The sequence below is a fragment of the Bradyrhizobium sp. Mp27 genome, from assembly GCF_029953005.1.
Classification (GTDB): domain Bacteria; phylum Pseudomonadota; class Alphaproteobacteria; order Rhizobiales; family Xanthobacteraceae; genus Bradyrhizobium; species Bradyrhizobium barranii.
In genome coordinates this window covers 78,059-88,219 of sequence record NZ_JASAUS010000019.1, presented here as the reverse complement: position 1 = coordinate 88,219, position 10,161 = coordinate 78,059, and the positions used below count along the sequence as shown (strand labels likewise).

General features: G+C 62.9%; 14 protein-coding genes. 4 read left to right on the top strand and 10 right to left on the bottom strand.

Annotated features, from left to right (window positions below; all coding sequences use genetic code 11):
- Positions 1-159: 159 nt before the first annotated feature.
- The 3 genes from QJT78_RS13675 to QJT78_RS13665 form a co-directional block, all read right to left on the bottom strand.
- On the bottom strand, positions 160-378 hold the full coding sequence (locus QJT78_RS13675) for a hypothetical protein (RefSeq protein WP_028150661.1): 219 nt from the start codon (positions 376-378) through the stop codon (positions 160-162).
- Positions 379-429: 51 nt separating this feature from the next.
- Positions 430-834: a nuclear transport factor 2 family protein gene (locus QJT78_RS13670; protein WP_028150662.1), complete on the bottom strand. Its 405-nt coding sequence runs from the start codon at positions 832-834 to the stop codon at positions 430-432.
- Between the two features lie 71 nt (positions 835-905).
- Positions 906-1,292: an AEC family transporter gene (locus tag QJT78_RS13665; RefSeq protein ID WP_157790288.1), complete on the bottom strand. Its 387-nt coding sequence runs from the start codon at positions 1,290-1,292 to the stop codon at positions 906-908.
- A 71-nt stretch (positions 1,293-1,363) separates the two neighbouring features.
- Between QJT78_RS13665 and QJT78_RS13660 the strand changes: the two genes are divergently transcribed.
- Positions 1,364-1,951 (top strand): DUF4126 domain-containing protein, encoded by a 588-nt coding sequence (locus tag QJT78_RS13660; RefSeq protein ID WP_028150664.1) that lies wholly within the window; start codon positions 1,364-1,366, stop codon positions 1,949-1,951.
- A gap of 20 nt (positions 1,952-1,971) precedes the next feature.
- Here the strand turns inward: QJT78_RS13660 and QJT78_RS13655 are convergent, their stop codons facing one another.
- Positions 1,972-2,916, bottom strand: a complete 945-nt coding sequence (locus QJT78_RS13655; protein WP_038942748.1) for an AEC family transporter — start codon at positions 2,914-2,916, stop codon at positions 1,972-1,974.
- A 369-nt stretch (positions 2,917-3,285) separates the two neighbouring features.
- Between QJT78_RS13655 and QJT78_RS13650 the strand changes: the two genes are divergently transcribed.
- Both QJT78_RS13650 and QJT78_RS13645 read left to right on the top strand, forming a co-directional pair.
- Positions 3,286-3,606, top strand: a complete 321-nt coding sequence (locus QJT78_RS13650) for a hypothetical protein (RefSeq protein ID WP_028150666.1) — start codon at positions 3,286-3,288, stop codon at positions 3,604-3,606.
- A gap of 433 nt (positions 3,607-4,039) precedes the next feature.
- On the top strand, positions 4,040-4,717 hold the full coding sequence (locus QJT78_RS13645; protein ID WP_028150667.1) for a ParA family protein: 678 nt from the start codon (positions 4,040-4,042) through the stop codon (positions 4,715-4,717).
- Between the two features lie 75 nt (positions 4,718-4,792).
- Here the strand turns inward: QJT78_RS13645 and QJT78_RS13640 are convergent, their stop codons facing one another.
- The 5 genes from QJT78_RS13640 to trxB form a co-directional block, all read right to left on the bottom strand.
- Positions 4,793-4,939 carry a hypothetical protein gene (locus QJT78_RS13640; RefSeq protein ID WP_193375923.1) on the bottom strand — a complete coding sequence of 49 codons (147 nt, stop codon included), beginning with the start codon at positions 4,937-4,939 and terminating at the stop codon, positions 4,793-4,795.
- 323 nt (positions 4,940-5,262) lie between these two features.
- Positions 5,263-5,433, bottom strand: coding sequence for a hypothetical protein (locus QJT78_RS13635; RefSeq protein WP_155257868.1), 171 nt, complete (start codon positions 5,431-5,433; stop codon positions 5,263-5,265).
- 112 nt (positions 5,434-5,545) lie between these two features.
- Positions 5,546-6,454, bottom strand: a complete 909-nt coding sequence (locus QJT78_RS13630) for a 4-hydroxy-tetrahydrodipicolinate synthase (protein ID WP_038942751.1) — start codon at positions 6,452-6,454, stop codon at positions 5,546-5,548.
- Positions 6,455-6,916: 462 nt separating this feature from the next.
- Entirely contained in the window at positions 6,917-7,840 is a 924-nt protein-coding gene (locus QJT78_RS13625; RefSeq protein ID WP_027534296.1) for a LysR family transcriptional regulator, read from the bottom strand.
- A 5-nt stretch (positions 7,841-7,845) separates the two neighbouring features.
- The gene (gene trxB, locus QJT78_RS13620) at positions 7,846-8,811 is read right to left on the bottom strand and encodes a thioredoxin-disulfide reductase (RefSeq protein WP_028150669.1); all 966 of its coding nucleotides are present in this window, start codon (positions 8,809-8,811) and stop codon (positions 7,846-7,848) included.
- A 265-nt stretch (positions 8,812-9,076) separates the two neighbouring features.
- Here trxB and QJT78_RS13615 point away from each other — a divergent pair, with 265 nt between their 5' ends.
- Positions 9,077-9,556: an Lrp/AsnC family transcriptional regulator gene (locus QJT78_RS13615; protein WP_028150670.1), complete on the top strand. Its 480-nt coding sequence runs from the start codon at positions 9,077-9,079 to the stop codon at positions 9,554-9,556.
- Between the two features lie 89 nt (positions 9,557-9,645).
- Here the strand turns inward: QJT78_RS13615 and greA are convergent, their stop codons facing one another.
- Positions 9,646-10,119, bottom strand: a complete 474-nt coding sequence (gene greA, locus QJT78_RS13610; protein ID WP_028150671.1) for a transcription elongation factor GreA — start codon at positions 10,117-10,119, stop codon at positions 9,646-9,648.
- Positions 10,120-10,161: the final 42 nt, after the last annotated feature.

The window sequence follows — 10,161 nt, the reverse complement described above, 5'->3', positions numbered from 1 at the left end:
GGCGGGCGTGGCGTTCGCGGTTGGAGGTGATGGGGTTGGCTTCGCAACCGAATCCTACGCCGCATCAGCGCTTTACCCCTCAGGCGCACTCTTACGAATAAGACGGGCTAGCGCTTTCGGCTTGTTTGCGCGTTACGCAACTGATTGACCTGAGTTATTTCATCGCTCAGCTATCCTTACCCCGCAACGATCACCACCAACCACCGGCAACGTCACCGCGGCCAGCAATGTCGCCAGCGCCACCGCGCCCGACACCGGGTTCACCAGCCACCGACACTGAACCGCAAAGACATACGCGTTCGCGCCGGTCAGCATCGCCGCGAACAGCACGACGACGCCAGCAGCAAGCAGGGGCAAGTTCAGCAGCTTTGCGAGCACGAAGGCCTCACGCTCTCCTCAACGCGCGATCCAATCCCGTCTCATCGCGCGTTAGGAGATGATGGCCTTGATTTGCGCAGTATCCGCGAATTCAATCAGCTCAATGATTTTGCCATCCTGAAATTTGAAGAGGTCCAGGACTTCCGTGCTGAAGACTTTCCCGCTTGGACGGTATCGGATGACAAGGCGGGACCGTATTGCAGCACAATTCCCTTCAACCAATTCGCTCAGGATCTCGCGCTTTTCGAAGTCGAAATGGTCAATGAATTGACCGAAGGCGCCACGCAGTGGTTCGTGCCCCTGCACACTTCCTGTCAGGTGCAGTGCGCTTTTGTCGCCCACCAGATTGAACAGGCCCTCGGGATGAAAAGCGGCCACCAGGCCTGCCGCGTCACTATCACCGCGCGCGGCGTAAGCGCGCTTGATCACGTCGAGCATTTCCTCGCGATGTCCCATATCCGCCTCCTGCTATGGGTATCATCGCAGGATAGCTACCTTTGCGTGCAAAGGCAAAATTAAACGGGGGCTTACCTGGCCACCACCATCATCACCAATGGCAACGTCACCGCCGCTCGCAGCGTCCCCAGCGCCACCGCGCCCGACACCGGGTTCACCAGCCGCTGATACTGGGCCGCGAAGATGTAGGCGTTGGCGCCGGTCGGCATCGCCGCGAACAGCGCGACCACGCCGGCCGCTAGCGGCGGCAGGTTGAGCAGCTTTGCGAGCACGAACGCGACTGCCGGCGTCGCCAGAAGCTTGAGCGCGCCCATCACTGCGACGGTCCTCGTCTTTGATCTCGAAGCGGAAGAAATGCGTAGAGTGATCGGCTGCGTCAACATTTCTGGCTTGGTTTGATCATCCTTGGCGATGTAGCCTGATTGCGCGTTGCGATCTGCGTCGATGGCCGTACTCATCCCGATGACATCGGCCGCATCACGTCCAGCCTTCCCGAGGAAATTCGAGCGCAACAATCGTTGGGGATCTCATGTCGAACTCCGATCTCGCGTTGTCGATTGTGCTCGGTGTCGGTCTTGCGGCCGCGACGGGCTTCCGGGTGTTCCTGCCGATGCTGGTTGCCAGCGTGGCCGCTTACTCGGGCTCGCTTCCTTTGGGCGACGGTTTCGCATGGCTTGGAACACCCGCTGCAATGCTCATGCTTGGCGTGGCCGCGCTCCTGGAGGTTGGTGCGTATTTCATTCCCGGCGTGGACAATTTGCTCGATGTCATCGCCGCGCCTGTCGCCGTGATCGCCGGAGCCATCCTGTCGGCGGCGACCATGGCAGATCTTCCACCGATGATGAAATGGACGGCCGCCATCGTCGCGGGTGGCGGCGCGGCCGGCATCGTGCATGGCGTCACCGCGGCCGTGCGGGCCAAATCGACGGTCTTGACGGCTGGCCTCGGCAACTCGACCGTTGCGACCGCCGAACTGGGCGGTGCACTCCTCGTATCGCTTCTTGCCTTGGCCGCGCCGGTTGCCGCCTTCGTGATCGTCGTTCTGATGCTCTGGCTGGCGATACGTTTGATCCTGCGCTTGCGGAGGTCAGCTCCTCGCACGGATCAACCGGGATGACCGCGTGACCGCTCGTCTCGCTACCTCACCCCCGCCACGATAACCACCACCATCGGCAACGTCACCGCCGCCAGCAGCGTCCCCAGCGCCACTGCTCCCGACACCGGGTTCACCAGCCGCTGATACTGCGCCGCGAAGATGTACGCGTTCGCGCCGGTCGGCATCGCCGCGAACAGCACGATCACGCCGGCTGCGACCGGAGGCAAGCCGAGCAGCTTGGCCAGCACGAACGCCACCGCCGGCATCGCCAGCAGCTTGAGCGCGCTCATCGCGGCGACGCTCAGCATCTCGCCTTTGACCTCGAACCGGAACAGATTGATGCCGAGCGCGATCAGCGCCGCCGGCGATCCGGCCTGTGCGAGCAGCTCGACCGTCCTGTCGACCACCGGGTTGCGGCCTAGACCGGTAAAACGCCAGACCACGCCGAAACCGATCGCCAGCATCAGCGGATTGCGCGCGAGATCCGCGAGCACGGGGCGGATGACCGACAGGACCGAGCCTGTCCGCTTGCGGCTGACAAGCTCCATCTGCAGGATGCCGCAGAGCCAGAGCAGCGGCGTGTTCACCGACAGGATCAGCGACATCGGGCCTGCGGCCTCGTTGCCGAGCGCCGAGAGCACCAGCGGAATGCCGAGCATCACGATGTTGCCGTAGACCGAGCCGATCGCGAACACGACGCCGTCCTCGCGGTCCTCGCGCCGTTCGCGCAAGCATGCCGAGAGCGCCAGCGCCGCGATCCAGGTGATGGCGAGCGCGCCGTAATAGGCGCCCCACATCCGGTAAGGGCTGACATCGGGGAATTCCGACACGACGATGGTGCGGAACAGCAGCGCCGGGATAGCGATGCTGAAGGCGAATTCGGAGATGCCCTTGTGCGCGGTCTCGGAGACGAAGCGAAACAGCACCGACGCGTAGCCGGCCGCGATCAGGGCGAACACCGGCGCGACGATCAACACTGTGGCCATGCGCCCCTCATCTCACGGGGACATCACACGACCACCCCACGTTCTCGATCATGCCATCATGCCGCTGTTTTGCCCGACGAGTCAAATCGATTTCGTAAAATCCGCAAATGCCGCCGTGGCCTGGCTACTGTGCATGGGGTTGTTTTCGCGTTTTTTGTTGGACCGAAGCTGAAGCCGCGCGCGGTCCCGATCTCGCCAGCTCTGCCAAAGGCTTAGCCTGATATCGCGACGTCGTGCCGGGATGGGCCCGCGTCGGGCCGATCGGCCTGTTGCCCGGAGCGCACAGGTTGCCGTTTTCGCTTCAGGCCTCGTTGCCAACGAACGCCCGTTCACCCACTATTCGCTCTGACTCGACATTTGGGGGGATCGATGCCGGCGCTCCGTTTTAAAAAGTCCTTGGCTGCTGCGATCTCGGGCATTGCGCTCGCCGTCCTGGTCCATCCCGGCGCCGGCTTCGCCTACACGCAGGAGGAGCAGCAGGCCTGCTCGCCGGATGCGATGCGGCTGTGCGGCGAATTCGTTCCGAACGTCGATGCCATCACCGCCTGCATGATCCAGAAGAAATCGCAGCTCTCGCCGCAGTGCAAAGTGTTCTTCCGCCAGGGACCCGAGCCCGGCGAGGCCCGCGCCAAGAAGAGCACCAAGCCTTCGCAGAAGACGGCCAAGAAGAAGAAATCCAGCGAAAGCTGAGCGCGGGGCTAGCGTTCTTTCTTTGAAGCTCGTCGCGTCAGGGCAACAGCGCGAAGCGCCTTCGCATCGGCCGCCCCTGCATGTGCGTTCCCGGCATCAGCTGCGCGCCAGCCTCCGGACTCCTTTTGTTCGCCCCCTCGTGCGGACGCCTGCGACAATTACCAGCGCGTTCGACGGAAAAGAGTCGCGAGAGGGTTTGCGCGGCGAGGTTGCATTCCGTTTTTTCCCGCGTTGCTGCCGAAAAAGCGCGGGATTGCCGACGTGAAGGGCGTTTCGTTGCGATTGGTATCCTGGTCGCGCGACGCAGTGTGACTCAAAAGCCAACACGTCTTGTTATTTCGTGGCTCTGAGGCAACTGCCGGTAAATTTTTCTTTCCCGAATCAGCGCGGTGATTCATTTTCGTGATCTGGGGTCAATCTGGAGGCCAGAGGTATGAACGTAATTGTTTTTGCATCGCGTAAAGGCGGCTCGGGCAAGAGTACCCTGGCCGCACATCTCGCCGCGCAGATCAAGGCGAGCAAGCAGGTGATGCTCGTGGACGCGGATCCGCAGGGCTCGCTCACGCTGTGGCACAAGCTGCGCGGCACCAACGAGCCGCCGATCAAGGCTGCGGTGAACTCGGTCAGCGGCATCGTCTCCGCTGCCAAGCGCGACGGTTATGAATGGGTGTTGATCGACACGCCGCCGAATCTCTCGGCCGTCGTCGACGACGCGATCAAGAACGCGACCATGGTCGTCATTCCGGCACGCCCCGGCGTGTTCGACGTCAACGCGGTGCAGGAAACCATCCAGATGTGCCGCGCGGCGCGCAAGCCCTACGCGGTCGTACTCAACGGTGCGCCGGCGCGCCGCGACGAGTCCGAAAGCCCGATCGTTACCATCGCCCGCGAGGCGCTGGCGAAATTCCGCGCGCCGGTGTGGGGCGGCCAGATCACCAACCGTTCAGATTTGCTGATGGCGCTCAGCCACGGCGAAGGCGCGCGCGAGTATCAGGCCGAGAGCCGCGCGGCCCAGGAAATCGCAAGGCTGTGGGCGGCAATCGAGCGTTCAGTGAAGGCTATTCGCGGCACGGCGTCGGCATCCGGCGCAATGCACAAGCAGGCGGCATAATTTTCATAAATCATTCCCCGGACGGAAAGCGCGCGGAAGTCCGCGCGTTTTGCGTTTTGGCCCGGTGGAGACGGGTTACGCCACCATCAGCATGTAGAACACGATGACCGGCGACAGCGTCAGGATCACCGACCAGATGCCGGCGGCCCAGAGAATGTCCTCGGTAGTAAAGCTCTGCCGTCCGGCGTCGTAATGCGACGCCACTTCATTCTGGATATTCACAAACGCCCCCGCGATTTCTTCGCTTATGGGCGCCAGTGATAGCCGCGATGTTTTAAGAATCCGGATCGCAATTTCGGGCGCATTCGAACACAGGTGCTACCACGGATTAACCATGCCAGCGCGGTGCGCGCGTTCGCGCGGGGTTAAGCACGGGGCACGCTGTTTCACTCCCTCGCCCCGTTCTTACGGGGAGTGGGTGGGGTGAGGGGCTCTATCCGCAAATGCGGTGAAAGACGGACTCGCGGAGGCTCCCCCTCACCCGGAATTTGCTCGCGCAAATTCCGGCCTCTCCCCGCAAGCGGGGAGAGGCGAAGGACGAGCCGCTAAACCCACTCACTGTATTTCCTTCTGATCTCGTCGATGTAGTCCGCACGCGATTTCACCTCATCCGCGGTCAACCCGATGTCGCGCCGCAGCCAGTCGGATAACTCGCTCGCATATGAAACGCGTTGCCATGCCGCCTTCAGCGCATCGCGCCACTGACGAATGTCCATAGCTCGATCTCTTTTCCGGATTGAGATGGTGTCGAGCGGACACGACGCTGCCTTCCCTCTCCCGCACGGGGAGAAGGGGGCTGCGTGCGTGTGAAGAGAGGAAGCGGAGGCGCTACGCGGCGACTTTCATTCGCCGCTCGATCTCGCGGTCAATCTGGGCTGCGAGCTCGCTGCTCACTTCCACCATCGGCAGGCGCACTTCGGGGCTGTCGATCAGGCCGCACCGCCACAGCCAGTACTTCGCCGGTGCCGGGCTCGGCTCGGCGAACAACAGGCGCGTCAGCTCGGCGACCTCGTGCCAGCGCGCCTGCGCCGCGTCGTGGTTGCCTCGCTTGACCTCGGCATAGACGGCCGCGAACGTCGCGGTCTCGACATGGGCGGACAGCACGATGCCGCCGTCGGCGCCGTCGGTGAGCGCCTCAAGGTAGTTCGCGTCCTCGCCGGTGAGCACGCGAAAGCCCTTCGGCCTGTCGCGCAAGAGCGCGATGGATTGCTCGCGGTTCGCGCCGCAATCCTTCAGCCCGACGATGTTCCGATGCTCGGCAAGCCGCAGCAGCGTCTGGTTGGTGATGTTGACCGAGGTGCGATAGGGGATGTTGTAGAGCGCGATCGGCCAGGCGGCGTGATCGGCAAGGGCTTCGAAATGAGCCAGAAGCCCGCGCTGCGAGGGCCGCACATAATAGGGGCTCGCGATCAGATAACCGTCGATCGGCCAGTCCGCGGTCTCGTCGAGGCGTTCCTTCAGCCGCGAAGTGTCCGCGCCCGACAGGCCGAGGCAGATCGGCAGCGTGCGACGCCCCGCCGCCATCTCGTCGCGCACGATGGCGACGAGGCGCTCGAGCTCGGCCGCGCGCAGCGTCATGCCTTCGCCGGAGGTCGCCCCCAGGATGAAGCCGTCGATGGCCTGTCCGCTGTAATGTCGCGTCAGCCGCCGCAGCGACCTCTCGTCGAGAGCGCCGTCGCGAAACGGCGTCACCAGCGGCAGCCAGAGTCCGTGCAAATGATCGTGTAGACCAGTCATGTTCCATCTCCTTCTCGAGAAAAAACCTGAGACGGAGGGCACATGAAAAAACCCCGTCCAGGTGGCGGGGTTTCGGGATTTGCTTGCGATGACGAAGCTGTGTTAGCGCGCGCAAAAATCCGAGGTCCCCGGATGGGGGGCTTTTTTCGAGGCGACTGCCTTGAACGAGATTGCGCACGACTTCGTGATCATTCGCAAATGATGCGGGGTGTACGTGGAACTGTCAATACACGCGGAACGTGAAACCCGATGAGACAGAAAAAAAGCCGGGCTCAAGTGAGCCCGGCTTAAGGTATTGGCCACGTGAGGCCGACACAATCACCTTCCAAGAGGGATTACTGAACTCCCGCGCCACTGGAGGAGGGGGACAAATGCGCAACGCGAAGGCTCAGCGTGGAAACATTATGGGCTCGACGAGCGCCATGCAGCAACCGTTCAGGTCGCATGTCAGACATGCGGAAATCAGGACGGCCAGCGCTGCGCTTTGCTCACCACGAAGTCGCGGAACACCTGCACGCGCGCGACCGTCTTCAACTCCTCGGGGTATACGAAATAAGTGTCGAGCTGGATCGAATCCGATTCTCCGAACAGCTGCACCAGGCGGCTCTGTTCCTCGATCAGATAGTCCGGCAGCGCCGCGATGCCGAGGCCCTGCTGACAGGCGCGGACGAGACCGAGGATGTTGTTCACTCTGAAATAGGCCTCGCGCGGACCGGAGCCGTTGCGGCCGGCTTCGACCAACCAGTTGCGGTTCTGAAGATGCGGCGCGAAGTTGCCGTCGGAGAGCGTGATGATGCGGTGGGAGTCGAGCTCCTCGAGTGTGCGCGGCGTGCCGAAGCGCTTGATGTAATCCGGCGAGCAATAGGCGTGGAATCCCATCGCGAACAGCTTGCGCTGGATGAGATCCGGCTGCGTCGGCTTGCGGGTGCGGATGGCGACATCAGCCTCGCGCATCGACAGGTCGAGCTCCTCGTCGGTGACGATCAGCGAGATCCGGATCTCCGGATAGAGCGCAGTGAACTCGCCGAGCCGCGGGATCAGCCAGTTGATGCCGACGCCGGGCGTGGTGGTGATCTTGAGGTCGCCGCTCGGCCGCTCGCGGCTGTCGGTCAGCTTGGCGCGCGCTGCCTGCAACTGCATGAACACGTCGTGCGCGGTGCGGAACAGCAGGTCGCCCTGCTCGGTGAGGATCAGGCCGCGGGCGTGGCGGTGGAACAGCGAGACCGAGAGCTCCTGCTCCAGCGCCGAGACCTGGCGTGACACCGCCGATTGCGACAGGCCGAGCTGCTCGCCCGCATGCGTGAAGCTGCCCGCTTCCGCCGCCGCGTGAAACACCTTCAGCTTGTCCCAATCCATATCCGTAAATCCGTCGCGTGTTCGAGGCATGATCTTTATTCCGCTGCAGCGCGCTCGCTGGCGCGCAGGGCCAGGAAACGTTCGGCTTCGAGAGCTGCCATGCAACCGAGGCCGGCAGCCGTCACGGCCTGGCGATAGGTCTCATCGGCGACGTCGCCGGCGGCGAACAGGCCGGGCACCGAGGTGGCGGTCGAGTTAGGGGCGACCTCGACATAGCCCGACCGTTTCAGCTTGACCTGGTCTTTCACGAGCTCGGTCGCCGGCGCGTGGCCGATGGCGATGAAGACACCGTCGGTTTTCACGTTCGTGAGCGCGCCGGTCTTGACGTTCTTCAGTCGCACATGGGTGACCTTGTTCGGGTTCTCGGTGCCGCAGATCTCGTCGACCGCCGAGTCCCAGACCACCTTGATCTTCGGGTGCTTGAACAGACGCTCCTGCAGGATGCGTTCGGCGCGGAAGTGATCGCGACGATGCACGATGGTGACCTGCGAGGCATGGTTGGTGAGGTACAGGGCTTCCTCGACCGCGGTATTGCCGCCGCCGACCACCACGACTTCCTTGTTGCGGTAGAAGAAGCCGTCGCAGGTGGCGCAGGCCGACACGCCGCCGCCCTGGAATTTCGTTTCCGACGGGAGCCCGAGCCAGCGCGCTTGCGCGCCGGTGGCGAGGATGACGCTGTCGGCGAGATAGACGTCGCCGCTGTCGCAGGTGAGGCGGAACGGCCGCTGCGTCGTCTCCAGCTTGGTGACCAGGTCGGAGACGATCTTGGTGCCGACATGGACTGCCTGCTTCTCCATCTGCTCCATCAGCCAGGGGCCCTGGATCACGTCGGCGAAGCCCGGATAGTTCTCGACGTCGGTGGTGATGGTGAGCTGGCCGCCCGCCTGGATCCCCTGGATCAGGATCGGCTCGAGCATTGCGCGCGCGGCGTAGATCGCCGCCGTGTAGCCGGCGGGGCCGGAGCCAATAATGACGACCTTTGCATGAACAGTGGCAGACATTTTGACGGACGCCTTTCACGGGGGATCTGCAGCGCGGGTGCGGAACGTGCCGGGAGGCCTCGCGGAAGCGCTGAAATATCAGAGCTAATCTAAGCCTTCTGGTGAGCTATGCAAGAATTGCATTCCCTGTCGGCGGATTTTTCCAACAGGGAACAAAAGTCGATTGCGCTGCACGCGCAATAAAATTGCGCAATTGCTGCGGACTGGCTATGAGGATTGCGTCAAATCCACCAATACAGCCGCAAAGGCCAGGAGTTCCAATCACGTGTCGCGGAACCTAGACGAGATCGACCTGAAAATTCTCACCGAGGTCCAGGCCGACGGTCGAATCACGAATGTCGAGCTGGCCAAGCGCGTCGGCATCTCGCCGCCACCTTGCCTCCGCCGCGTCCGCGCGCTGGAGGAGGAGGGCTACATCCACGGCTATCGTGGCCTGCTCGACGCCCGCAAGCTCGGCTTCGACGTCACTGTGTTCGCCGCCGTGCACTTGTCCAGCCAGGCTGAGGCGGATTTACGCGCCTTCGAGGAGTTCGTCCGCGCCGAGCCCCTGGTGCGGGAATGCTGGATGCTGTCGGGCGAGGTCGATTTCATCCTGAAATGCGTCGCACCCGACATGGCCACCTTCCAGGATTTCGTGACGCACCTCACCGCCGCGCCCCATGTGCGTAACGTGCGGACGTCGCTGGTGCTGCATAATTCGAAATATGAGGCAGCCGTGCCGCTTGATGTGAAGGGAAGAAGGTAGGTCACGCAAGCACTCGGCATTACCCCGAAACAAAAAGGCCGCGCAGGGCGCGGCCTTTTCGAAACATCATCACGCCTAGCGGCAAATCCTTACCGCCACTCCACCTTGGTGATCTCATACGCCTTGGCGCCGCCGGGGGCGACGACCTCGACGGTCGAACCCTTCTTCTTGCCGATCAGCGCGCGCGCGAGCGGCGAGGTGATGGAGATGCGGCCCTTCTTGGCGTCGGCCTCGACCTCGCCGACGATCTGCCACACCGTCTTCTTCTCGGTATCCTCGTCGACCAGCGTCACGGTGGCGCCGAACTTGATGGTGTCGCCGGACAGCTTGGAAATGTCGATGATGTCCGCGCGCGCGAGCTTGTCCTCGAGCTCGGCGATGCGGCCCTCATTGTGGGACTGCTCTTCCTTCGCGGCATGATATTCCGCGTTTTCCGACAGGTCGCCGTGCGAGCGCGCTTCCGCGATATGCTCGATGATGCGCGGACGGTCCTCGGACTGGCGCTTCTTCAATTCTTCCCCGAGCGCGGCAAAGCCGCCCGCTGTCATCGGAACCTTTTCCATCTCTTCTCTCGTCTTTCGATCGCGCGCCTACGAAAACAGAGG

Excerpts from the sequence above, each read along its gene's own strand:
- QJT78_RS13670 (WP_028150662.1), bottom strand. The coding sequence starts at position 834 with ATGGGACATCGCGAGGAAATGCTCGACGTGATCAAGCGCGCTTACGCC.
- QJT78_RS13665 (WP_157790288.1), bottom strand. The coding sequence starts at position 1,292 with ATGAGTACGGCCATCGACGCAGATCGCAACGCGCAATCAGGCTACATC.
- QJT78_RS13660 (WP_028150664.1), top strand. The coding sequence starts at position 1,364 with ATGTCGAACTCCGATCTCGCGTTGTCGATTGTGCTCGGTGTCGGTCTT.
- QJT78_RS13655 (WP_038942748.1), bottom strand. The coding sequence starts at position 2,916 with ATGGCCACAGTGTTGATCGTCGCGCCGGTGTTCGCCCTGATCGCGGCC.
- QJT78_RS13650 (WP_028150666.1), top strand. The coding sequence starts at position 3,286 with ATGCCGGCGCTCCGTTTTAAAAAGTCCTTGGCTGCTGCGATCTCGGGC.
- QJT78_RS13645 (WP_028150667.1), top strand. The coding sequence starts at position 4,040 with ATGAACGTAATTGTTTTTGCATCGCGTAAAGGCGGCTCGGGCAAGAGT.
- QJT78_RS13635 (WP_155257868.1), bottom strand. The coding sequence starts at position 5,433 with ATGGACATTCGTCAGTGGCGCGATGCGCTGAAGGCGGCATGGCAACGC.
- QJT78_RS13630 (WP_038942751.1), bottom strand. The coding sequence starts at position 6,454 with ATGACTGGTCTACACGATCATTTGCACGGACTCTGGCTGCCGCTGGTG.
- QJT78_RS13625 (WP_027534296.1), bottom strand. The coding sequence starts at position 7,840 with ATGCCTCGAACACGCGACGGATTTACGGATATGGATTGGGACAAGCTG.
- trxB (WP_028150669.1), bottom strand. The coding sequence starts at position 8,811 with ATGTCTGCCACTGTTCATGCAAAGGTCGTCATTATTGGCTCCGGCCCC.
- greA (WP_028150671.1), bottom strand. The coding sequence starts at position 10,119 with ATGGAAAAGGTTCCGATGACAGCGGGCGGCTTTGCCGCGCTCGGGGAA.